Origin of the sequence: Halorientalis brevis, assembly GCF_042678165.1 — an archaeon.
Classification (GTDB): domain Archaea; phylum Halobacteriota; class Halobacteria; order Halobacteriales; family Haloarculaceae; genus Halorientalis; species Halorientalis brevis.
Genome location: NZ_JBHUDJ010000011.1, coordinates 77,519 through 98,323 on the forward strand (window position 1 = coordinate 77,519; position 20,805 = coordinate 98,323).

The 20,805-nt window shown below is 59.0% G+C and carries 23 protein-coding genes; 8 read left to right on the forward strand and 15 right to left on the reverse strand.

Translation table 11 applies throughout. The annotated features are described in order from the left end of the window. Nucleotides 1-29: 29 nt before the first annotated feature. A complete protein-coding gene (locus ACFR9U_RS15380) occupies nucleotides 30-1,328 on the reverse strand; it encodes a hypothetical protein (RefSeq protein WP_247381449.1) in 1,299 nt (432 codons plus the stop codon). Between the two features lie 234 nt (nucleotides 1,329-1,562). Between ACFR9U_RS15380 and ACFR9U_RS15385 the strand changes: the two genes are divergently transcribed. Both ACFR9U_RS15385 and ACFR9U_RS15390 read left to right on the forward strand, forming a co-directional pair. Next, nucleotides 1,563-2,342, forward strand: coding sequence for a mechanosensitive ion channel family protein (locus ACFR9U_RS15385; RefSeq protein ID WP_247381448.1), 780 nt, complete (start codon nucleotides 1,563-1,565; stop codon nucleotides 2,340-2,342). A 333-nt stretch (nucleotides 2,343-2,675) separates the two neighbouring features. Beyond that, entirely contained in the window at nucleotides 2,676-3,347 is a 672-nt protein-coding gene (locus tag ACFR9U_RS15390; RefSeq protein ID WP_247381447.1) for a helix-turn-helix domain-containing protein, read from the forward strand. 206 nt (nucleotides 3,348-3,553) lie between these two features. On the opposite strand, the gene ACFR9U_RS15395 is transcribed toward ACFR9U_RS15390, so the two are convergent. Genes ACFR9U_RS15395 through ACFR9U_RS15410 form a run of 4 tightly spaced genes read right to left on the reverse strand, consistent with a single transcriptional unit; the run spans nucleotide 3,554 to nucleotide 5,170 of the window. Further along, complete coding sequence (locus ACFR9U_RS15395; RefSeq protein WP_247381446.1) at nucleotides 3,554-3,904, reverse strand: hypothetical protein; 351 nt, start codon at nucleotides 3,902-3,904, stop codon at nucleotides 3,554-3,556. A 9-nt stretch (nucleotides 3,905-3,913) separates the two neighbouring features. Beyond that, nucleotides 3,914-4,066 (reverse strand): hypothetical protein, encoded by a 153-nt coding sequence (locus tag ACFR9U_RS15400; protein WP_247381445.1) that lies wholly within the window; start codon nucleotides 4,064-4,066, stop codon nucleotides 3,914-3,916. Nucleotides 4,067-4,078: 12 nt separating this feature from the next. Further along, on the reverse strand, nucleotides 4,079-4,273 hold the full coding sequence (locus ACFR9U_RS15405; protein ID WP_247381444.1) for a hypothetical protein: 195 nt from the start codon (nucleotides 4,271-4,273) through the stop codon (nucleotides 4,079-4,081). A gap of 45 nt (nucleotides 4,274-4,318) precedes the next feature. Continuing rightward, nucleotides 4,319-5,170 (reverse strand): YihY/virulence factor BrkB family protein, encoded by an 852-nt coding sequence (locus tag ACFR9U_RS15410; protein ID WP_247381443.1) that lies wholly within the window; start codon nucleotides 5,168-5,170, stop codon nucleotides 4,319-4,321. 196 nt (nucleotides 5,171-5,366) lie between these two features. On the opposite strand from ACFR9U_RS15410, the gene ACFR9U_RS15415 reads away from it, so the two are divergent. Continuing rightward, nucleotides 5,367-6,953, forward strand: a complete 1,587-nt coding sequence (locus tag ACFR9U_RS15415; protein ID WP_247381441.1) for an FAD-dependent oxidoreductase — start codon at nucleotides 5,367-5,369, stop codon at nucleotides 6,951-6,953. Between the two features lie 137 nt (nucleotides 6,954-7,090). Here the strand turns inward: ACFR9U_RS15415 and ACFR9U_RS15420 are convergent, their stop codons facing one another. The 3 genes from ACFR9U_RS15420 to ACFR9U_RS15430 all read right to left on the reverse strand — a co-directional run bounded on the left by ACFR9U_RS15420 (nucleotide 7,091) and on the right by ACFR9U_RS15430 (nucleotide 9,447). Then, entirely contained in the window at nucleotides 7,091-7,927 is an 837-nt protein-coding gene (locus ACFR9U_RS15420; RefSeq protein ID WP_379814697.1) for a hypothetical protein, read from the reverse strand. A gap of 547 nt (nucleotides 7,928-8,474) precedes the next feature. Further along, nucleotides 8,475-8,990 carry a four-helix bundle copper-binding protein gene (locus tag ACFR9U_RS15425; protein ID WP_247381437.1) on the reverse strand — a complete coding sequence of 172 codons (516 nt, stop codon included), beginning with the start codon at nucleotides 8,988-8,990 and terminating at the stop codon, nucleotides 8,475-8,477. 97 nt (nucleotides 8,991-9,087) lie between these two features. Further along, nucleotides 9,088-9,447: a hypothetical protein gene (locus ACFR9U_RS15430; protein ID WP_247381544.1), complete on the reverse strand. Its 360-nt coding sequence runs from the start codon at nucleotides 9,445-9,447 to the stop codon at nucleotides 9,088-9,090. Between the two features lie 313 nt (nucleotides 9,448-9,760). Here ACFR9U_RS15430 and ACFR9U_RS15435 point away from each other — a divergent pair, with 313 nt between their 5' ends. After that, a complete protein-coding gene (locus tag ACFR9U_RS15435) occupies nucleotides 9,761-10,096 on the forward strand; it encodes a hypothetical protein (RefSeq protein ID WP_247381435.1) in 336 nt (111 codons plus the stop codon). A gap of 79 nt (nucleotides 10,097-10,175) precedes the next feature. Here ACFR9U_RS15435 and ACFR9U_RS15440 read toward each other — a convergent pair whose 3' ends face one another. The 3 genes from ACFR9U_RS15440 to ACFR9U_RS15450 are packed head-to-tail and all read right to left on the reverse strand — an operon-like array spanning nucleotide 10,176 to nucleotide 12,538. Beyond that, nucleotides 10,176-11,273 (reverse strand): Gfo/Idh/MocA family protein, encoded by a 1,098-nt coding sequence (locus ACFR9U_RS15440; RefSeq protein ID WP_247381432.1) that lies wholly within the window; start codon nucleotides 11,271-11,273, stop codon nucleotides 10,176-10,178. Further along, nucleotides 11,270-12,241 (reverse strand): sugar phosphate isomerase/epimerase family protein, encoded by a 972-nt coding sequence (locus tag ACFR9U_RS15445; protein ID WP_247381430.1) that lies wholly within the window; start codon nucleotides 12,239-12,241, stop codon nucleotides 11,270-11,272. The genes ACFR9U_RS15440 and ACFR9U_RS15445 overlap by 4 nt, the downstream gene beginning before the upstream one ends. Before the next feature lie 45 nt (nucleotides 12,242-12,286). After that, nucleotides 12,287-12,538 (reverse strand): hypothetical protein, encoded by a 252-nt coding sequence (locus tag ACFR9U_RS15450; RefSeq protein ID WP_247381428.1) that lies wholly within the window; start codon nucleotides 12,536-12,538, stop codon nucleotides 12,287-12,289. Between the two features lie 107 nt (nucleotides 12,539-12,645). On the opposite strand from ACFR9U_RS15450, the gene ACFR9U_RS15455 reads away from it, so the two are divergent. Further along, complete coding sequence (locus tag ACFR9U_RS15455; protein ID WP_247381427.1) at nucleotides 12,646-13,689, forward strand: Gfo/Idh/MocA family protein; 1,044 nt, start codon at nucleotides 12,646-12,648, stop codon at nucleotides 13,687-13,689. On the opposite strand, the gene otsB is transcribed toward ACFR9U_RS15455, so the two are convergent. The 3 genes from otsB to ACFR9U_RS15470 all read right to left on the reverse strand — a co-directional run bounded on the left by otsB (nucleotide 13,649) and on the right by ACFR9U_RS15470 (nucleotide 16,548). After that, entirely contained in the window at nucleotides 13,649-14,506 is an 858-nt protein-coding gene (otsB, locus tag ACFR9U_RS15460; protein ID WP_247381425.1) for a trehalose-phosphatase, read from the reverse strand. The genes ACFR9U_RS15455 and otsB overlap by 41 nt on opposite strands. Further along, on the reverse strand, nucleotides 14,506-16,014 hold the full coding sequence (locus ACFR9U_RS15465) for an alpha,alpha-trehalose-phosphate synthase (UDP-forming) (RefSeq protein ID WP_247381423.1): 1,509 nt from the start codon (nucleotides 16,012-16,014) through the stop codon (nucleotides 14,506-14,508). The genes otsB and ACFR9U_RS15465 overlap by 1 nt, the downstream gene beginning before the upstream one ends. Before the next feature lie 315 nt (nucleotides 16,015-16,329). Further along, a complete protein-coding gene (locus ACFR9U_RS15470; RefSeq protein ID WP_247381421.1) occupies nucleotides 16,330-16,548 on the reverse strand; it encodes a DUF6684 family protein in 219 nt (72 codons plus the stop codon). 1,426 nt (nucleotides 16,549-17,974) lie between these two features. Between ACFR9U_RS15470 and ACFR9U_RS15475 the strand changes: the two genes are divergently transcribed. The 3 genes from ACFR9U_RS15475 (at nucleotide 17,975) to ACFR9U_RS15485 (ending at nucleotide 19,284) form a co-directional block, all read left to right on the forward strand. After that, nucleotides 17,975-18,268 carry a PadR family transcriptional regulator gene (locus ACFR9U_RS15475; RefSeq protein ID WP_247381419.1) on the forward strand — a complete coding sequence of 98 codons (294 nt, stop codon included), beginning with the start codon at nucleotides 17,975-17,977 and terminating at the stop codon, nucleotides 18,266-18,268. Between the two features lie 254 nt (nucleotides 18,269-18,522). Further along, nucleotides 18,523-18,912 carry a DUF5658 family protein gene (locus ACFR9U_RS15480; protein ID WP_247381417.1) on the forward strand — a complete coding sequence of 130 codons (390 nt, stop codon included), beginning with the start codon at nucleotides 18,523-18,525 and terminating at the stop codon, nucleotides 18,910-18,912. 174 nt (nucleotides 18,913-19,086) lie between these two features. Continuing rightward, a complete protein-coding gene (locus ACFR9U_RS15485) occupies nucleotides 19,087-19,284 on the forward strand; it encodes a DUF7511 domain-containing protein (RefSeq protein ID WP_247381415.1) in 198 nt (65 codons plus the stop codon). A 67-nt stretch (nucleotides 19,285-19,351) separates the two neighbouring features. Here the strand turns inward: ACFR9U_RS15485 and ACFR9U_RS15490 are convergent, their stop codons facing one another. Further along, nucleotides 19,352-20,608, reverse strand: coding sequence for an RNA-guided endonuclease InsQ/TnpB family protein (locus ACFR9U_RS15490; protein WP_247381413.1), 1,257 nt, complete (start codon nucleotides 20,606-20,608; stop codon nucleotides 19,352-19,354). Nucleotides 20,609-20,805 lie beyond the last annotated feature (197 nt).

Below are 20,805 nucleotides of genomic sequence, written 5' to 3' on the forward strand. Positions count from 1 at the left end.
ACTGTTCGATACCAAGAGGAGAGGAGAGGCTAGTCTCGTGTCTCTCCTTCGACTTCCAGTTCGACCGTATCGTCGGTGATCTGTGACACTTGACTGGCCGTCACGGGGTAGGCGTCCTCGTTGTGGCCACCCCAATCGAGTGCAGTCTTTATTTTGTCAGTGATCGACGGATGCGGGTCGACGAACATCGTCTCGTTCTCGACTTCGACGACCAGTCCGACTTCTTCACCGGTCGCGTCCACGACTGACTTGCCTTCCTCGTCTTGCGTCGGAACGAGCCGTCCTTCCTCCGCCCCAGTGTCCCCCATTTCCGTCTCTTCTTCCACCACTGCTTCCTCACGGGTCGTCGCCTCCTCCATCCCGAGGGTCGCCCCTTCTTCGTCGACGATGGCACTCTCGATCGTCTCGCGGGAGATGGTTTCGGCCGACACGGTCTCACCGTCCGTGATGGTGCCGGAGAACTCCTTCTGAAGGGAGAGTTCCTCCTCGATCGTCTTCCGTTCCATCAGCTCGGTCTCGAATACGTCACCCTCTCCGAATTCGGTGTGGATGGAGCCGCTCTCGATGACTTCCGACGTCGTCGCCTCCGTATCGATGAGTTCGCTCTCGAGGATCGTCTGTTGCACACCCTCGATATCGATCGTGCTCTCGATCTCGTCGGCTTCCACTGTGTCGGTCTCGGTGGCTTCGGTGTCGACGATCTGGCTTTCGATAGTCAGCCGTTCAAGTACCTCTCGTGTCAGATCCCAGGACTCGTTGACGATCACCTCGACGTCGAACTCGTCAGTGAGCGTCGTGCCGGGTTCGAATTGCTCGTACTCGATCGATTCGTGCCTTTCAGCCCCTCTATCCGTGACGTCACAGCTTTCGACGTCTCGCGTGAGGAGTTCGGCGTTCTGGATCGACGACTCGACCTGGTCTCGGTCCGCGATCTGACTCTCGATCTCGGCTTCCTCCACGACAGTGCGTTCTATCACCGTCGTTTCCGTGATCGTGCTGGTCACCACTTCACCTTCGACCAAGGCCTGTTTCAGTTCGTCACTCTCGACGGTCGCCCGGCCCATCGCCTCGTCGTGATCGAGAACCTCGAATCGGTCGCCCTCGTGGGCGACAACGACCATATTCTGGTCTTCCATCGTCGAGAAGAACTCGTCCCAGGACACCGTTTCGTGCATCCCACCGACGTTTGATTCCTCGACGAGGACGAGGTTTGACGGTCTCTCTTCGCCTTTCCGTCGGGCCGGAACGACGTTGGCGTCTTCCGCCCACGATTCGATCGTCTGGCGATCTGTCGTGATTTGACTCTCGGATTCGCTGTGGCTAGCCATAGCAGGTGCCGTACGGGAAACAGTTGATTAAATGCGTGGCTGGCCTATTCAAGCCATTGACGACAAGTTGGTCGCCTCGACGGCACACCCAGCCCAGTTGGGAAGGAAACGGGCGAAGAAGGCCTGCTCCTCGACTGCAGTGGCGAGTTGGCGGATGTCACACTTCATCGCCTTTGGGATGCAGGCTCCGCGCTGATACGCCTCGGACTCGAAGACACCCCGAGGTACGTGATAATGGCAGCGTTCGAATCGGCAGTCGTGCTACAAGTACAGGTTCCGGACTTCCTCGAGGAAACCATCAGTAACATCATCGCGTTCTTGCCTCGATTGGTCGGTGCACTCGTCGTCCTGCTGATCGGGTGGATTCTCGGCGTCGCGATCGGAAAGCTCGTGAAAAGCGTGACCGATCGCGTCGAGCTTGACAGGTTCGTGATGGACACGCCGCTTGGCGGAATTATGGGCGGAACCGAGCGTGCTGTCTCGGCGACGTTCGGGAAGATCGCCAAGTGGTTCGTGTACGCCCTGGCGATTCTGGCGGCTGCAGACGTGCTCGCCATCACGCTACTCTCGGAATGGATACAGACCGCGGTGTCCTATCTCCCGGCGTTCATCGCGGGACTGGCCGTCATCGTCCTCGGATTCGTCGTGGCAGACTTCATCGGTGACGCGATCATGGAGACGCGCGCTGCGACCCAGACGTCCTACACGAACTGGTTCGCGGCCGGAACGCGCATGTTCCTGTATTTCACGGCCATCGTCATCGGACTGGACACGATGGGCATCGACGTGAGCATCCTGTACCTCTTCGCGCGAGCGACAGCGTGGGGACTGGCCGCAGCGTTGGCCCTCGGTCTGGGAATCGCAGTCGGCTGGGGCGGTCACACCTACGTGTCGAACAACATCGACCGGTGGATGGGGCAGGCCTCCTCCGCGACGCCCGAACCCAGCAGCTCCCGACAGGCCGATGGCGGTTCGACTGTCGACGTGGAATCCACCACCGATGAGGACGACTAACGAGGCCCCGATTTGCAGGCCACTTCGGCCGTGATTGCCGCTGGTCGAACTGCAATCCAGTCCCGTCGGACTTCTTTTTGCTTGGATTCGTATAGTGGCCATACGACCGGTCGAGAGACCCCCTGGCCTGCTATTGCCAGGACGACGCGACGCAGTTTGGGTCGGATTTTTTCTGTTATAGTTCGGTCACGTCGTGGACGGGTTCGAGGAGACTCAGCGGCGGAAATTCCTCAGTGTCGGTTCCATGTCAATTCAATCGGCAAAATCAGGTACTGCGGCGTTACCTGCCATAGCCAGCAAATAGTAATACCCGTTGTTTTCCATGCCAACGACATGGGCACGATTGTGGACGCACGAATCCCGACGGCCGAGTTTGCACTGTCTGAGGCCTTCGGAGACGTACCGGACGCGTCGATGGAGGCGGTACACGTCGTAGTGCCTCGGAACGACTGTCTGCTTCCGTTCCTCTGGGCGTCGGCACCGGACACTGAAGACCTCGATGCGGCGCTGGAAGCCGACCCGTCCACGAACGAGGTGACCAGGCTCGTACAGGACGATGGGCGCGTCCTGTACCAGATCAGGTGGGATTCACAGGTCCGCGTGTTCCTCTCGATGCTCGTCGAGAAGCAGGGAACGCTACTCGACGCGCAGATTCAATCTCGGGCGTGGGAACTCAGAATCCTGTTCCCGGACAAAGACACGATGTCGGCGTTCTACGACTTCTGTCAGGCGTACGGGACCAGCGTCGACATCAATCGGGTCCACGACCTCGAAAACGTCGTGCAACACGGCGGCACCAGACTCTCCGCAGCGCAGTACGAGGCCCTGACCGAAGCGCTCAATTCCGATTACTACAGCGTCCCCCGCGGGACGACGCTCGTCGAACTGTCTGATCGCCTCGGCGTCTCCCACCAAGCCGTCTCGGAACGACTGCGCCGCGGACACCAGGTACTCCTCGAATCGAACCTCCACGACGGGATGGCCTCCAGCGGCTCCCTGTCCTGACGGCGAGAAGATGTAAGTCCACCTTAGACAACGCCAGAAACGGGTGTTCTCGCCCCCTCTTTCATAAGTACCCTGTAACAATGCGGTCCCGGCGAGTTGCGTTGTGCACGGGCCTCGGTGACACTGACACGTCACGCGCGTAGCTGACGGCCCGCTTGCACATCATGAACGATTTTACTCGATCAGCACGGCGGTCAGACGAACGGTCACAGCAGCACCAGCAGCGAGGGCAACAGCACAACCAGCACCGACCGCCGCGACAGCAACACCACCAGCAGTCTCACCAGGGACAGCAACAGGAGAGCCAACAGTCCCACCAGCAAGCCCAGCAACGACACGAGCAGCGTGGACGGCAACAGATCTCGCAGGGCTACGGCCAGGAACGATTCGACCAATTCGAGGGAGGCCAGCAGCGAGATGAGTTCGACCACGGACAGCAGGCCCAGCAACAACAGGGGCACCCCGGCCAACAGCACCCCGGGTTGCAGTCCGGTAAACAGCAGAGCGCACAGGGGACGCAGTTCGGGCAGCACCAGCAGTCCAACCAGGGACAGCATCAGCAGCGCTCACAACAGCATCAGCAGCCACAGCAGCATCAGCAACAGCGTCAGCGCCCGCAACACCACGCGAGCCAACAACGGGGACAGCAGCCACAGGCACAGCAACAGAACCAGCAGCACCAGCAGGGATTTCGACAGAGCCATCAGGGACAGCCCCACCAGGAGCAGCCGTCACAACAGACCCAACACCGAAGCCAGCAGCAACAGCCACAGCAGCAACGACAGCATCCCCAGCAACAGCAGGGGAGCGAACTCTCGGATTTGCGGAAGAGAGAGCACACCCAGCCCCGCGAAACCGAGCAAGGGCACAGGCAGGAACAGCAGCGAATCGCTCACCAGCGTCAGAGTGAGATCGGCGAACAGCACATCGACGAAGACGAGCAGACCCAGTACTGAGCGCGCGACCCTCAGCTACTGCCGCCGGATCTCCTCAGAGATGGGTTCCTGCTCGTCGATCGTCTCCGGTGGTGAACGGGTGGACAGGACGACGTTCGTCGCAGCCCCGACCAGCAGGACGAGCGCCCCGAAGTACAGCCACGTGATCAACAGCAGGATGCCGCCGAGAACGCCATACAGCTCCGCCGTCGAACTGTACGAGGCGTACACCTGAAAGAGCAACTGAAGGATCGTCCATCCGACGGCAGCGACGACGGCTCCGGGAATGACCTCCTGGAGCGAGACCTCCACGTCCGGAAAGACGTAGTAGATCGGGAGAAAGGCGATAGCCAACGCGACTGTCAGTAACAGGAGATTGAGGACGTTCATGAACGGCAGTGCCGGAAAGAGCGCGTAGACGGTCCCGGCGAGGAACATCGCGAACGTGGCGACGGAGATTCCGCCGATGACGATGAGCCCATCGATCGTTTTCTCGATAAAGCCCTCGTGTCTACCCGTCCCGTAGAGCTTCGAAAACGCCGTGTCGAGTCCTCTGAAGACGCTCGTGATCCCCCAGAGGAGCGTGAGAACGGCGATGATGGAAAGTTGGAAGCGGCCACTGGCTTCTTTGATGGTGTCGAGTAAGACCGACTGTGCAGCCGGCGTCAGATACGCCTCCGTCGCGTCGGTGACGAACGCCGCCAGCCGCTCGTCGCCGACGAACGAGACGATCAGAAAGACGAGCATGAGCAGCGGAAACAGCGACAGAAACGCGTAGTAAGCGATGCTCCCCGCCATGAACGGGATGTCTCGGTTGCGAAACTCCCGAATGATCGTCCCGACGATCGAGACGACGGAGTCGGCTCGTCGACGAAGCGCCAGTGACATCAGAGTTCACATCGAGAGAGGATGCGAACCTCTCACACAGTGACGTAGCAGTGGCAGCCACTTAGCCCTCTGGATGGGTCGCTGCGCGAACAAGAACCTGGGACTCCCCGAAGAGAGCCTGCATCAGCCAGCCCCGGACTTTTCGCCGACAACGTCCATGTGATTGTCACCCCTGCCAGGGCCACGGTGACTTCCGATGAATTCGAACCCATCCGAGACCGAGGACGCTGCGTCCGGGAAGCACACGTCGATCTGGCTGGACACGACGGACGAGACGTCGTACGACGAACTCGACGGCACCGAGACCGCCGAAACGGTCGTACTGGGCGGTGGCATCGTCGGCCTCACGGCGGCCTATCACCTGACGCGAGCAGGACAGGAAGTCGCCGTGGTCGAACGAAACCGTCTCGTGACGGGGACGACCGGCCACACCACTGCCAAGCTGACCTCGCTACACGGACTGCGATACAGCGACCTCAGGCACCAACTGGGAGAGGAACGGGCGCACCAATATGCCAGGGCGAACGAACAGGCGATCGACGAAGTCGAGACGATCGTCGAGCGACACGACGTCGACTGTGACTTCGAGCGCGTGCCGGCCGTGACGTACGTGTCGGACCGACAGCAAACTGACCGCGTGCGGGACGAAGTCCGAGCGGCTCGGCGGCTTGGCCTGCCTGCGACCTACGTCGAATCGACGGACCGGCCGCTCGACGTCGAAGCCGCCGTCCAGTTCGACGACCAGGCCCACTTTCACCCGCGAAAGTTCCTGCTGGCGTTGGCCGCGATCGTCGACGAAGGTGGCGGCAGGATCTACGAACAGACGAAAGCCCTCGACGTCGAGGGCCAGTCGCAGTTCTCGGTCGAGACTGACACGGGCTCGCTCCGCGCCGAGAACGTCGTCATCGCGACGCACTTCCCGATCGTCGACAAGTGGCTCTTTTTCTCCCGCATGTATCCCAAGCGGTCGTACGTGGTCGCAGTAACCATCGATGACCCCACCCCCAAAAAGATGTACTACAGACCAGGTAGTCCGTACGTGTCCGTTCGGCCGGAACCAGCTGGTGACGAGTCGACTGTGCTCGTCGGCGGACAGAACCACCGCACGGGCCACGGCGGCGACACGAACGAGCGCTACCGAAGGGTCGAACGGGCGGCTCGCGAGCGGTTCGACGTGGAGTCGGTCGAGTATCGCTGGTCCACGCAGGACTTCGTCTCCATCGACGGCGTCCCGTTCGTCGGCGTACACAAACCCTTCGGGGAGAACGCGTACGTCGCCACTGGATTCGGCGGCTGGGGAATGACGAACGGGATCGCCGCTGGCAGGCTCATCGCCGACAGCATCCTCGACCGGGGGTCACCTTGGGAACAGGTGTATCGCCCCTCGCGCCTCACGATCGACGGTTCGCTCCGAGAGTTCGTCTCCCACAACACCAAATCGGCTCGCCACCTCTTCGAGGACTATCTCCAGACGCGGCGTCCAGAGGCAGCCGACCAGTTGACCCGAGGGGACGCAACGGTAGTCGACTCCAGTGACGGTCCGGTCGGGCTCTACCGTGACGACGACGGTGAGATACACGCGGTCTCGGCCGTCTGTACGCACCTCAACTGCGTCGTCAACTGGAACGACGCAGAGAAATCCTGGGACTGCCCCTGTCACGGATCTCGGTTCGACGTCGACGGGTCCGTCATCGACACCCCGGCGCTCGCCGATCTGGAGCAGTACGACGCCGAACAGTTCAGTGGATTCGGTCGGCTGCGTCTCGAAACCGAACCGAAGTGAACCAGTCGTTCGACGCCACACCCGTGTCTCCGTGGACTGATTGTTTCCTCCTGCGAAAAATGCGAGCGCGTTGAGACAATCCGCTGACGCGAATGGAGCGGATCAGAATTCAGGCCGCTCCACTGCGTGCTCCCCAGTTACCGCTGCTGGGACTGCCGGCTCTGCTCTTCCTGCGGACGCTGCTGGAGCTGCAGGCCGCCCTGTGACTGCTGTGGCTGCTGTTGGGTCTGCTGCGTCTGCTGCTGTGGCTGCTGGGCCTGCTGCTGTGGCTGCTGGGCCTGCTGCTGTGGCTGCTGGGCCTGCTGCTGTGGCTGCTGGGCCTGCTGCTGTGGCTGCTGCTGTTGCAGTCCGATCTGTGGCTGCTGTTGCTGGGGCTGCTGGGCCTGCTGCTGGGGCTGTTGCTGAGGCTGCTGTTGCTGGGGCTGCTGGGCCATCTGCTGGGGCTGTTGCTGAGGCTGCTGGGTCTGGGGAATCTGTTGTGTCTGCGGCTGCTGCCCCATCTGCTGGGTCTGAGGCTGTTGCTGAGCCTGCTGCCCCTGCTGGCTACCGATGAACTGCCCAGTCTGCGGGTCCCGCTGTGGCATCTGGTGTGGGTGCTGGGGCTGTCCATACTGCGCCGGTAGCTGCTGGGAGATCTGTTCGGGCGACAGCTGTTGTCCCTGCTGCTGGCCCTGCGTCGGCTGCTGTGTCGGCAGCCCGATCTGCTGGTGGACCTGTCGTTCCTGCTGTTCTCGCCACTGCTCGTGCTGCTGTGGCTCCTGAACGAACTGCCCAGTCTGTGGATCGCGAGGCTGTAGTTCGGCCTGGATAGCCTTGTCCTCGCGGAACTGCTGACTGTGACGCTGATCGGCTGCACCCTGGTCGGCACCACGAATCTGTTTGCCCGAGAATCCGCCCTGCATCTGCCCTTGCTGACCGGTTTGCTGTGTTTGCTGTCGCTGCTGGCCTTGGTTCTGGTTTCCTTGGTAGCTCATAGTTGTGAGAGTGTGATCGTTGACTTCCGGGTCAGTTCCGACATGTCTGTTCGTGGCAATCCGGACCGTCGGTTCCGGCAACCGCTCCCACGATCGTTCGACATGTGGCGAGATTGGGATGACGGACGGTTTCCGTCACGCCACGGGACCAGATGACTGATCCCTATCGAGCCGCTCAATGAGTATCCCATTAACCGTTTCGTCCGTTTGTACGGCTAAGGGTGGGCTACTCGTCAGTTTCCGCAACTCGCTCGAACGGAACCCAAGGCTTGCGGAGGTTTGGCTCACGTAACGTGTAGTTTGATTTCCTATATGTCAAATCGACGTTGCCAGTTACCAACGACCGGGTTGCGGAAGGGCCAAAGAAGAGACCAAATATAAAGCCTTGATCAATTCGGATTCGAACAGTTCCGGCCTGCGGTCATCGGACAGCGAACGAAAAATGACAGTAAAAATGGAGTCTGTCGGTGAGAGACCGGCCGTTCCGATCGAATGAACTCGACAACTCCGGTGTGTTGCTGACAGGCGACGCGTAGAGTTCGATGATCTAATATCCCGTCTGGGAACCAGACTGCATGCGTCCCTGAGTCATGCCACCTTGTTGCATTCCCTGCCGCTTCGATCCGGTGAGCTGCTGAATCGCGTTGAGCGACTGGCCGAGTACTGAGGCGCAGTCCTGACAGTGGCCCTGATTGTGACGGCTACACTCCTGTGCGCACGCCTGCATCGCCTGGTTAAGCGTCTGGAGGATCGGAGTACTGTAGTTCGATTTTCGAGAGAGGAGAACCTGACTCGCCTCGCCGATCTCGGAGACGTCCTCACAGAGCCGAATGCACTCCGCCATGTTGGCGTTGCCTTCGGCGACGCACTGGTCTGCGCACCATTCACAGATTTCGATGGCACGCGTGATGGCGTTCATCGCCGCGGCTTCCTGGGGAGACTGGACGTCCTGCAGTCGCAATCCGCCCTGCTGGCCGGTCATCCCGGACTGGCCCATCGTCGTTCCCTGCTGTCCTGTCCACTGCGTCTGCTGGCCTCCCTGCTGTGGATACTGGTCTGACATAGTAGGATTCGGACGCGAACACGCCCACAGCGAACTCCCTCGTGTCGATAGTTAGGTATAGGCCCAGTACACGACCGGCATGACGAATACCGTATGATTACACGCCGGGAACGCCTGTCGCCTCGAAGCCCGCGACACCGAGGATACCGAGGAGGACAACGACGAGCACGGACGCGACCCAAGCGATCAACGCGATGGCTGTCGCGTTCACCCACCCGCCAGGATATCGATAGTTGATGACACCGACGTACGCGACGAGCGTCGCCAGTGGGCCGAGAAGCGGTATCCAGCCCAGGAACAAGGAAACGAGCGCCCAGACGACGGCTCCGATTAACGCAGTTATAAGTGCATAACTGTAATCGTCCGTGTCGGTGACGACCCTCGCGCCGACGTAGATGCCGACTGCACCGATGAGCAGGCTCACTACGAACACGATGAGCGAGTCGAAAACGGCCATGGCGAACCAGTCCCCCGAAGTCGCATAGTTAATCAGGTCGTTATCTCGGGTCACCGACTCCACATCGTTCAGATTTTGCGTTGCACCCTCTCACGACGGAAAAGACACGTCAGGAATTACGTATTCGGATATCAACCGGACGCTACTCCGGGTCGACCTGTCCAGTAGTCAGTTGTGACTCGGCTGAACGGTCACACTGGTTTATCTATTACAGTCGGTTACGTGCCAATGGGTGATGTGGTGGTCATCCGTGACAGCAACTCGCTGGGAGCCACGTCGCTACCATATCGCCACGACAGTAGGTAGATACTCGATGCGTTCACCAGATGAACCGGACAGCACTGATTGGGGTGGGTTCGATCGACTGGTCACGTTTCCGCTGCAGCAAGCAGTCGAGACGCAGCGCACCATCGGTCTGATGACGAACAAGACAGTCGCGCTGGAGAAGGAGCTCCAGCGACCGTACATCGAGGTCGCGAAAACGATGTGCGACTCGTATCGAGGAGCGATCGAGCAGTCGATGCGCGAACTATCCCGAACTGTGGAGGTCGGTGCAACGGCCGGACCTGCGCCACGGGCGACGCCGAAACCGACTACGACGTCGGACGGTGACCGGCAACACCCACGACAGTCCACCGAGACGAAATAGTACGCACCGACGTACCTTCGGAGTCAAACCGTCCTTGCAACCCCTCACGGGGTTTTCAGCCGCGACAGACGGGAAGTGCCTACAGCGGCATCCACTTTGTCGCCTCGTCACTCCGCACGGTCGCATCGAGAACCCGCTGCACTGCCACACCCGCCTCGAAATTCGGCTGGTAGGGCTCCCCGCGGTCGATGGCCCGCAAGAACTCGAAGTTCTCGTTGATGATCGCGTGTTCCCACCCCAGCACGTGTCCCGGTGGCCACCAGTGGTCGACGTACGGGTCGGTTTCGTCGGTCACCAACCTCGTCTCGTACCCTCGCTGCTCGGGTTCCTTGACGGCGAGTTCGTTCGGCCGTTCCAGCGAGAACTGCAGACTGCCCGCCGTTCCGTGAACGCGAATCGTCTGGTCGTTCTTGTGTCCGGGCGCGACCCTGGAGCCTTCGACGGTCCCCATCGCACCGTTCTCGAACGCGAGTTGGGCAGTGTACGCGTCGTCAACCGTGACTTCGCGCGCCTCGTCGCCGTCCGGCTCCGGTCGTTCCTCGACGAAGGTACGCAACTGCCCGCTGACTCGCTCGACGTCCCCGACCAGATACCTGGCCAGGTCGATCGTGTGCGCCCCGAGATCGCCGAGCGCCCCGCTTCCCGCCAGGTCCTCGTCCAGCCGCCACGACCACGGAGCGTCCGGGTCGACGAGCCAGTCCTGAAGATAGCGTCCTCGAAACTGCCTCACGTCGCCGATCTCGCCCGATTCGACGACTGCTTTCGCCATCCGGATCGCCGGCAGGAACCGATAATTGAAGGCGATCCCGGCGATCGCATCGCTCTCGGTCGCTGCCTCGACCATCCGTTCCGCTGCATCCAGATCGTGAGCGAGCGGTTTCTCGCAGAGAACGTTGACGTCGCGTTCCAGCGCCGCGATCGTCGGCTCCGGGTGGAGATAGTTCGGTGCCAGGTTGTAGAACACGTCGATCTCGTCGAGTGCAGCCTCCCAGTCCGTCGTCGTCTTCTCGAAGCCGAGTCTATCGGCAGCAGCCGCGAGGGCCTCTTCGTCACGTCCGACCAGCACTGCCCGAGTCACCTCCGGAGCGTCCGGGAAAAACATCGGCAACCGGGCCAGTGCGTTCGCGTGTGCTTTCCCCATGAAGCGATACCCGAGGAATCCGACTCGAAGCGTCATGAATCGACCCAGTGCGGTTCCTCAGGTTGCGTCTCCAGCACGCACCGCTGGAGGAGTTCGACCGCTTTCTCGAGCCCTTCCTTCGAACTCATGAGCGAATCCTCGTGTTCGATGCTCAGCGCCCCGTCGTATCCGACGATGCGCAGCGCGCTGACCACCCGTTTCCAGTGTTGCTCACCGTGGCCGTAGCCGACGGTTCGGAACAACCAGGACCGCTCTGATTCGTCGTCGTAGGGCGTCGTATCGAGCACGCCCCGCGTTCGCACGTTCGTGTCGTAGAGTTCCGTGTCCTTCGCGTGGACGTGGTGAATCGCATCGGCCGCCCCGAGGTATCGAATCGCTGCGACGGGGTCGATGTTTTGCCAGTAGAGGTGCGAGGGGTCGAAATTCGCCCCGAGATGCTCGTTCGTCGCCCGCCGTAACCTGAGCAGCCCGTGCGGTTCGTACACGAGCATGTTCGGATGCATCTCGATCGCGACGTGTACGTCGTGTGACTTCGCAAACGTCGCGAGGTCCGTCCAGTAATCGATCGCGCGCTCCCACTGGTACTGGAGCGCCTCCGCGTGTTCCGGCGGCCACGGTGCCGTGATCCAGTTCGGCGTCACGTCGTCGGACGCACCGCCTGGAAGTCCCGAAAAACACGTGACCGTCCCGACGTCAAGTTGCCCAGCGAGACGGATCGCGTCCCGGAGTTCGGTATCTGCCCGTGCCGCCCGATCCTCGTCGGGATGGAGCGGATTGTTGTGCGTCGCCAGTGCACTCACGTACAGCCCGTGTTCGTCGAGTTCCGACCGCAGTTCCGATTGGGCAGTCTCGTCGTCGAGGTAGTCCCCTGTGGGGAGGTGCTCGTCGCCAGGATGGCCACCACAGCCCAGTTCGACCGCGTCGACGCCGAGAGAGGCGAGGTACTCGAGAGCATCTGTCCGCGATTGTGACGCTAATGGAACCGAAAGAACACCGGTGTCCATGACCGTTCTTCACCGCCGATCGGGTAATGCTTCGTGGCAGGTCGGTTACGGTTTGTTGTTCTGCTCCCTGGACCGACTCGATGCCCGACGTGGTCCGGTCACTGGCGGCTCCAGCTCGGTTTCGAGTTGTCGGATCCGGAGTTGCAAACTCTGCTCGACTGTGGAGAGGCGACGGTCGAGTTGCTCGATCGCGGCCATCGCGACGTCGTTCCCGCCGTTGAGATACGGACAGTGCTGTACGTGGACGTTGAGTTCGTCGTGTGAGACCTCTCTTTCACACCCTGGGCAGATTGGCATGTGCTACCCCCGTTTCGACGTTCTAGCACTTACGAGATTTGGGGGCTGTGCCGACAGAAGACCTGCGAATCCGATAGACATTTTTCCGTCAGTCCCTCTGCTTACCCATGGGCCTGCGTATCGGTGTTATCGGAGTTGGGGGTCTCGGCTATCTGCAAGCGAAGACGTACAGTGAACTCGAAGACGTGACGATCGTCGCGGCCGCCGACGTCGCAGCCGATGCACGAGAACTGTTCGAGCGGGAGTTCAACGCGCCAGCCTACCAGAACTACAGAGCACTACTCGACGACCACGCGTCCGAACTCGACGCGATGACTATCGTGACACCGCACACGCTCCACTACGACCAGGCCATTGCGTGTCTCGAACGGAATCTCCATCTCCTGATCGAGAAGCCGATGGTCACCGAGGTCCAGCAGGCCGTCGATATCATCGAAGTGGCAACGGAACGGGACCTCGACGTCCAGGTCGGCTATCAGCGACACTTCCATCCGGCCTTCGAACAGATGCGGTATCAGATCGAACGCGGTGCGATCGGTGACGTTCGGTCAGTCAACTGCTTCATCTCCCAGGAATGGATCGAGAACCACCAGAACACCTGGCGCGTGGACCCCGACTTCTCCGGCGGCGGTCAACTGTACGATACCGGCTCGCACCTCCTCGAAGCGCTCATCTGGCTCACAGACAGCGTCCCGAAGACGGTGACTGCGCAGGTCGAATACGACAAACCGTCGCTGGACGTCAACAGCGCAGTGACCATCGAGATGGAGCGTGGCGACCAGAGCTTCCTGTCGTCGGTCAGCATCACCGGCGACGGTGACGACGTCATCCCAACAGAGGGGTACTTCATCTGGGGGACAGAGGGATCGATAGCGTACGTCAACGACGTCCTCCACATCCACGAGAGCGACGAGGTCACGTACCGGGCGGAGATTCCGAGCGAGTTCAATTTCGATACGCTCAACGAACGAAAACTCGAGAATTTCATCGGTTCGATCGAAGGCGAGGTGGACCCCGCCGTCCCCGCCGAGATCGGCCTCGAAGTGACGGCGCTCACGGAGGCGATCTACGAGTCCGCCGACACCGGAACAGTGGTCGACATCGACGATTTCATCGACGGGTGCGACTCGTCCGATTTCGTGTACCGGTGACCCGCGTCTCTTGAATGCGTCCCATCCATCGCAAAAAGGACGCCACCTCCCGTTGCGCTGGAATCCGATACGTCGCCGTGGTCTCGTCAGTGCCGACGAAGACGTCGAGATCGCCCGGGCCGAGAACCTCGAACGCGTCCTCGTCAGTCGTATCGTCACCGACGTAAGCCGTCAGCCAGTCGTCGGGAACTCTGCGCTGGAGTTCCGTGACTGCCTTTCCCTTGTCCCAGTCGACCGCGGGTCTGATCTCGATCGATTGTTTGCCGGGAACGATCCGGAACTGGCCCATGACTCCGTCACCTGACTGCCCGGGGGGACCGTGCACCAGCGACTCGACGGCGCGCTCTACGTCGGGTACCCTGGCTGGTGGCACTTGCCGATAGTGGAGTGTCAGAGACAGTCCTTTGTTCTCTACGGTCGCACCCGGGATCGACGCAGTTCGCGTTTCGAGTATCGTCGCTGCACGCTGAATCGATGGTGCCTGTCGTTCGGCAACTGGATGCACGGTGACGCCGTGCCCGTCAGCAAGTTCGAGCCCGTGATTGCCTGCATACGCAATCTGAGGGATTCCCACGCGAGAAACGAGATCCGAAAGTTCGCGTCCGCTGATAATTGCAAGTCGTACCTGCGTTCGGGCGCGGAGCGTCTGGAGTGCACGTTCGTTCGCCGGGGTGATCGTCGGCGTCGTCGGCGAGTCTGCGATCGGAGCGAGTGTGCCATCGAAATCGAGGCACAGCAACAACCCGTCACTCTGTTCGAGGCGTGCGCGAAGCGTCGGTTTCGCTTCCGACACGAGCATCGGTGTCGATGGATGCATCACTCGGGACGGACTTGACGGGACGCGCGTAAAACGTCTAGCTGGCTGTCGACCCACTGCTGCAAGTCGTTTTGGGCCACGATCCCGCGCAGATCACCCATTCGCTGACGCCGATCGTGGGGGGACATGCAGAGCGCTGTTTCGATCGTCGAGCTGAACTGCCGGGTATCGTGGGGATCGATCGTGAGCGCGTGTTGACCTAGCAAATCGTGGGCACCGGCGTTGCTACTCAGGAGGAGTGCCGCGTCGTTCGACGTCTGCGCGGCGATGAACTCCTGGGCGACGAGATTGAGCCCGTCTCTAATTGGGCTCACGATCGCCACGTCTGCCTCGTTGTACAAGCCGAGCAGTTTCTGGCGGGAGAGGCGTTTCGTCGTGTACACGACGGGCGTCCAGTCGTCGGTGCCGTACTGCTCGTTGATTTCCGAGACCGCGTCCGTGACCGTTTCCTGGACCTCCCGATACGCGGGGATCCGCGATCGGCTCTCACTTGCGTTTTGCACGTAGGTGAGTTTCCCACGCCACTCGGGATTTGCATCGAAGAAGTGTGCCAGTGCATCGAGTCGTTCCGGAATCCCCTTCGTATAGTCGAGTCGATCGACGCCGATCGCGACCCGTGCTTCGTCAGGAATAGCGTGGTCGGCCTCGAATTCCGCTGCTTGCGCGCGAGCGTCCTCGGACGTGACTTCCGCCTGGATGTCCTCGACGGGAACACCCATCGGGATCGACTCGACGGTGATGGCCCGCCCCTGGTACCGAATGCACTGGCGTTCCCAATCGACGTTCGCCTCCGGGATCGCAGCGTCGACGCAGGACAGGAAGTTCTGACAATACCTGTGAACGTGGAAACCAATGCGGTCGTTTCCGAGCAGTCCGCGAAGCAACGTGTGACTGTTCGGCACGACACGATACACGTCCCACACCGGCCAGGGGATATGCCAGAAATGCTGTAGCGTCGCCTGCGTATCGAGTTGTGCCCTGACGAGCGAGGGCGCGAGCGCGAGATGGTAATCGTGGAACCAGACGACCGGGTCGTCGGACGCCTCCGCGATCACTGCATTCGCAAACTCCTCGTTTATCTGTTTGTATCGGTCCCAGTCACTTCCCCTGTATTCGATCTTGCCGGGGAACGAGTGACAAAGGGGCCAGAGCACTCGATTGCTCAATCCGTAGTAATATCGGTCGACGTCCTCGTCCGAGAGCCAGATTCGCCTCAGCGTATAGGCGTCCTCCTCTGGCGGGACCAACACGCGATCGTTCGAATCGACGACAGCATCGTCAGCGTCGCCATCCCCCCATGCGACCCACGTTCCGCCCAATTCACGCATGGCAGGATCGAGCCCCTCAGTTAGTCCACCGGTCGGTCGTTCGACTTCGATACCGGATTCCGTCTCAGTGTGTCTGTACGGTTGTCGGTTCGAGACGACGATCAATTGATTGTCAGAAACCGTCTGCGTGTGTCGTTCCCACTGCCTTTGAGCCCGCGACGGGTTTATCTGAGGTTGCATACTGGAAGGTACCGAAATGACCGAATTCCGGTCTGGATACCAGTTCACCACTGCCAAGATAAGGCAATGATGCCTGCACATGAAACGAGGACTGGAACGGCGTGAGCATGGTCCCAATACGCTGGACAATACCCAGATGAACAGGAGTCAATCGAGCCATCTCGGAAATCTAGTCGATTGAAGTTTACTCCTCTCTCCGATGCGATTACACACGCAATGTCGTACAGCAGTTCGTTCGGATCTCCAGCAACGCCACTGAAAAAAAGAGGGTCGGATTCGAGAACCGAGAAGGGTAGAGAGAGAACTGTTTCGTATTTAGGCTTGGTCGCGAGAGATGACGCGACCGGCAACGTACGTCAGTAGCGCCAAGAGAACGAACGGTACCAAGAGAAGTCCTTGTGAGACGACGAACAGGAACGCGTCGAAGGGCCATTCCTGGATGACTGCGAACATGATCATGAAAAAGAGGATGATTACGAGCGGGACGGCGTTCACAACCAGGTCGAGCGTGGTTTCTCGATCGAACCCAAACATTACACCAAAGCGTTAGTGAATAGGTCGTAAAATAACACGGCCGGCATCTGCCAGCCAGCTCGACGTGAACGCCAGTGAGACGCACCAATATCTACGGCAGAATGAAACGTGGGCTGTTCTGAGAGTCGACAATTGACGCGGAATACCGGAGACGGACACGATTAACCAACATTTCATTGGAATCGCCATTTGTTGGTTAACACGAGCGAGGTTAGAGAAGTTCGAACCCACGAAGTCATTCGGCAGACACACACCGGGTTTCCGGTGAAACCGATCGAAGAGATGGAGAGGGAGAGTAGGACAGAGACGAGAGAGACACACACCGGGTTTCCGGTGAAATCCGTTCCAAGGAGGGGATCGTGTGTGAAGTACCGATGGGACAAGCCCCGGCCAGCCTGTAGACCACTGGGTAGTCTGTGGAGGGAAGAAGAGTTAGAAGAGACGCGAGACGAGGGAGCAGGAATTACAAACGCCGATAGACCACGGTAATTCGACAGACACACACACCGGATTTCCGGTGAAATTGGTTACGAGAGGGGGTGAGGGGGCAACAGACGATGAGGATAGCCGAGGAGAGTGCAACACCCAGATGAAGGATGACTGTCCGTACAGCACTGAGAAATGCCTATACTGGTAGCTACAGCTTTTGGAGGATCCGGGACTGGGAGATTATTCTATCAGTACAGACTGTCTGTATCATCTAGTCATTTCCCGGAATCTATCTCTGACTAAATATTGCATAGTCAGTTAACTATTTATACTATACTAGCTAAAAGTCCATTAAATGGATCGCTAAATAAACAATGCGATAAGATCGCATGGAGATTCGGACCTCCAACCGAAAGCTCGGCAACTAAGATGCTCTTTCTTCCTTCCCGAAATAGAATCTCTGTAGCAGCTCGTAGTCCGTATTCGATGCGGTACTTTCAGAGGACATCTCCACGCACTCGCCTGCTTCCCGACGATATCTGAACTTCGACTCCATTCGCTGCTAACTCCTTGAACTGTGACTACCCTTTCTAACACCTCGATCGCATCCTTCGACCCCCGTTTCATGTGCACCCCTCCTCTCTCTTCCACCCGTTTCACCGGAAACCCGGTGTGTGTCTCTCGGCCCATCTTTTATATACTATTTCACCGGAAACACGGTGTCTTGGTATCGATAATCATCTATCACTAAGAATCTCTCCCGATTCAACCGTGGCGCGAGCTACTATCACCTGCGGCGATGAGCTAGCATCTTCTGGATCACTGAACAAAATCGGAATCTTTCAAGCTGCACAGTATTTGCGTCGTGGTTCAGTTTGGTTGCAAGATGATCCTATGATAATATACTTAGTTGCTTGATATACCATCTTTACTGCTGATTCCTGGCGGTAGCCACTGTATAACTATAGACGAAAATTCATAACGAACCTATGGACCCATGTTCGACCTGACTGGTTTCCAACGAGACATCATGTACCTGGTGGCGGGATTGGATGATCCACACGGACTCGCTATCAAGGACGAGTTGGAAACATACTACGAATCGGAAATCCACCACGGCCGTTTGTATCCGAATCTCGACGAATTGGTCAAGAAAGGATTGATAAAGAAAGGGAAAAAGGATCGGAGAACGAACGTCTACCGACTGACCGATCGCGGGCTCCGAGAGCTCCAAGATCGGCGCGAATGGGAAAACCAGTACCTGCAGGACAAAGCAGCGATCCCGACCTGAGCTGCTGATCCGACATCGGAACCACTTTTTTGGCGACGAGAGGCGGAGACGACGCCTGTGTAGTGACGCCATCGCTGAGAGCATCACTGTCAGGTCTGTAATTAGAGTCACCATCGATCGACAGCGTGTGGGGCTCCATGCCCCGACTAACAATCTGGGAGTCCGTGGGAGTACTGGGTATGGTGAAATCCATCCCCGAGAACTGTCCGGCGCACCCGATTGGTAGCACTCTCCGTCTCCCTCGCCACTGAGCCATGGCGCAACGAGACCTACACTGGGGGTTCGAAGCGAACACCGTCACCTCGGAATGGACTGTTGGGCTCGCACTGCTCGTCCTCACGAAGATGACGGACCTGCTCACGACGATCGTTGGACTGACACTCGTGGACGGCGTGACCGAAAAGAATCCCATTGGTGCCTGGATATACCGCGAGATCGGCATTGCCGGACTGATCGGGGCGAGCATCACCGGTGTGCTCATGGTCGTCATCGTCGTCGAGGTGGTCGGTTCCTGGCTCTCCACACTCGACGAGTGTTCCCTCGAGCGTCGTCACCTCTATTTCATTAGCTACCTTCCACTCATCATCGTCTACTCGATCGCGACGCTCAATAACTCAGTACTGCTGCTCAGCCAACTCAGCTGATGCAACTACGCCTCCGCGGACAGCCGAGAAAAAACTCCAATTACATGTTAACAGAGCAGACACCTCGTTACCGAGCACATAACTAATTTAACAACGCTACTGTCGGTATCCTGTGGGAGGGAGACCAACTTCACTCCCTTCCGATATCGGGAAAACGCATCTGGGGGACCACGCATGAAGGAAACGATCTCGTCTGAAGAACAACTCGGCACAGGTGCAGAGAACTACGAACTCGTTTCCGTCGTCGTCGAGTACGACGAGCGGCCCAATCAATGTACGATCTATCATCCCGACTCGAACGCTATCGAACGCATGTCGAGCTGGATCTCGGCCGATACCGAGTGTTTCGTTGATTTATACGCTGAACGGTAGGACATCTTCCAGCGTCGATTGACATCCTCCTCCGCCTGAAGGCGGAGGAATCCCGAGCGTTGGGATATTAGGGTTTGCAGGCTCCCTGTTCTCTCGTATTGAACGTCCCGCTTTCGCGGTCGAACAGGAAGACTCCGGGCTGTGCCAACCAGCCGTTACTCATATCCTCTGTTGGAGGACTCTGAGTTATCTTTCGGCGGATGTTTACCGCACCGTTCACGTCAGCGTTCATCGTCGTCTCGCACGACGAACAGACGTACAGGCCACGCTCCACGCGGTTAGCCTCTCGAATTTGCCCGCAACACGAACACGTCTTGCTCGTATTCTCCTCGTCCACACGGTCAACGAGGATACCGTGTTCCTCGGCCTTGTATTCGAGCAGATTCGTGAAGCGGTCGAACTCCCATCCGTGGAGTTTCTTGTTCCCCGACGCACCCCAGTTCCGCGAGTCACCGTTCTCGTCTTCGCGGATGTCGCTCAGGTCGCCAACCGCTATCTTCTCCACACCTTCTTCGACACACCGCTCAACGATGTGTTTCGAGAGGGTGTGGAGTAAGTGGTCTTTGCGTCGAGAGAGTTTCTGTCGAGCCTTCAACGCCCGTTTCGATGGCCCGTTCTCGCCTTCGGTTTGGTACTCGTCGCGGGTGAAGTAGTGCTTGTCTTCTTTCAGCGTGTTCCCCGGATACAACTCCGAGGGGCCGTCCTCGTAGTCGATAGCGAGGTAGTTGCTGATACCGAGGTCGATTCCCGCCGTGTTGTCGCCGGGGGCGTCCTCGACGGGAATCTGTTTCTTGCAGACGAGGTGCAGTTCCCAGCGGTCGCCGTTGTAGACGGCACGCACCTGCTGGATGTTCTCCACCTGTACGTCGGGACAAGTTTCGTACTCCGCGAGGATGAAGTCAGACCGACTCTCTTTCAGGTTGAATCCTTTCGAGAGTCGGAGGTGGCCGTGTTTAGCGTCGTGCTTGATGCCTTTCTGTTTCCACGTCACGGTAGAGCGCGGGTGTCGGTCGCCACGTTTCCGGTAGCCCGGTGGATTGTTACCGTCGTCGGAATTGTACCAGCCGGTGAACGCCTCAGCAAGTTCTTCGAGAACTCGCTGACTTGACTGAGAATGCAGGTCACTGTAACGTTCGTGGGCTTTCAACTCCGATTTCAGTTCGGCTTCGTCAGGTATCTCACCTTCTTCGTCCCACCGACCTTGGATGTAGTAGCGTCCGACGTTCCACAGTTTCGAGGCAGAGAACCCGCACTGGTCGAGGTCGTCACGAACCTGTTGGTGGTTCGTGATGCGTGCGACGTAGGTGCGGGTTGTCTCCAGCATCGTACTGTGTTCATAACCAGTTATGGAGTAGAGACTATTAAAGGCTGTGCTTGGCGTGGAATATCCGGCCCTGCCGGTATCGGTAGAGCGTGTCACTGAGTGACGGCGCGTATCCACGGCCTGAAGGCCGTGGTATTGCGCCTGCTCCGCGTATAACCTCGTGTGTGACGTCCGAACGACCGCGTAACACGTGCTCT

What these genes read in the sequence shown, in the direction of transcription:
- otsB (WP_247381425.1), bottom strand. Translation starts at nt 14,506, where the DNA reads ATGCATCCATCGACACCGATGCTCGTGTCGGAAGCGAAACCGACGCTT.
- ACFR9U_RS15440 (WP_247381432.1), bottom strand. Translation starts at nt 11,273, where the DNA reads ATGACGCTTCGAGTCGGATTCCTCGGGTATCGCTTCATGGGGAAAGCA.
- ACFR9U_RS15385 (WP_247381448.1), top strand. Translation starts at nt 1,563, where the DNA reads ATGGCAGCGTTCGAATCGGCAGTCGTGCTACAAGTACAGGTTCCGGAC.
- ACFR9U_RS15475 (WP_247381419.1), top strand. Translation starts at nt 17,975, where the DNA reads ATGTTCGACCTGACTGGTTTCCAACGAGACATCATGTACCTGGTGGCG.
- ACFR9U_RS15480 (WP_247381417.1), top strand. Translation starts at nt 18,523, where the DNA reads ATGGCGCAACGAGACCTACACTGGGGGTTCGAAGCGAACACCGTCACC.
- ACFR9U_RS15435 (WP_247381435.1), top strand. Translation starts at nt 9,761, where the DNA reads ATGCGTTCACCAGATGAACCGGACAGCACTGATTGGGGTGGGTTCGAT.
- ACFR9U_RS15380 (WP_247381449.1), bottom strand. Translation starts at nt 1,328, where the DNA reads ATGGCTAGCCACAGCGAATCCGAGAGTCAAATCACGACAGATCGCCAG.
- ACFR9U_RS15415 (WP_247381441.1), top strand. Translation starts at nt 5,367, where the DNA reads ATGAATTCGAACCCATCCGAGACCGAGGACGCTGCGTCCGGGAAGCAC.
- ACFR9U_RS15430 (WP_247381544.1), bottom strand. Translation starts at nt 9,447, where the DNA reads ATGGCCGTTTTCGACTCGCTCATCGTGTTCGTAGTGAGCCTGCTCATC.
- ACFR9U_RS15450 (WP_247381428.1), bottom strand. Translation starts at nt 12,538, where the DNA reads ATGCCAATCTGCCCAGGGTGTGAAAGAGAGGTCTCACACGACGAACTC.
- ACFR9U_RS15490 (WP_247381413.1), bottom strand. Translation starts at nt 20,608, where the DNA reads ATGCTGGAGACAACCCGCACCTACGTCGCACGCATCACGAACCACCAA.
- ACFR9U_RS15395 (WP_247381446.1), bottom strand. Translation starts at nt 3,904, where the DNA reads ATGCTGTCCCTGGTTGGACTGCTGGTGCTGCCCGAACTGCGTCCCCTG.
- ACFR9U_RS15420 (WP_379814697.1), bottom strand. Translation starts at nt 7,927, where the DNA reads ATGAGCTACCAAGGAAACCAGAACCAAGGCCAGCAGCGACAGCAAACA.
- ACFR9U_RS15410 (WP_247381443.1), bottom strand. Translation starts at nt 5,170, where the DNA reads ATGTCACTGGCGCTTCGTCGACGAGCCGACTCCGTCGTCTCGATCGTC.
- ACFR9U_RS15445 (WP_247381430.1), bottom strand. Translation starts at nt 12,241, where the DNA reads ATGGACACCGGTGTTCTTTCGGTTCCATTAGCGTCACAATCGCGGACA.
- ACFR9U_RS15485 (WP_247381415.1), top strand. Translation starts at nt 19,087, where the DNA reads ATGAAGGAAACGATCTCGTCTGAAGAACAACTCGGCACAGGTGCAGAG.
- ACFR9U_RS15425 (WP_247381437.1), bottom strand. Translation starts at nt 8,990, where the DNA reads ATGTCAGACCAGTATCCACAGCAGGGAGGCCAGCAGACGCAGTGGACA.
- ACFR9U_RS15390 (WP_247381447.1), top strand. Translation starts at nt 2,676, where the DNA reads ATGGGCACGATTGTGGACGCACGAATCCCGACGGCCGAGTTTGCACTG.
- ACFR9U_RS15465 (WP_247381423.1), bottom strand. Translation starts at nt 16,014, where the DNA reads ATGCAACCTCAGATAAACCCGTCGCGGGCTCAAAGGCAGTGGGAACGA.
- ACFR9U_RS15455 (WP_247381427.1), top strand. Translation starts at nt 12,646, where the DNA reads ATGGGCCTGCGTATCGGTGTTATCGGAGTTGGGGGTCTCGGCTATCTG.
- ACFR9U_RS15470 (WP_247381421.1), bottom strand. Translation starts at nt 16,548, where the DNA reads ATGTTTGGGTTCGATCGAGAAACCACGCTCGACCTGGTTGTGAACGCC.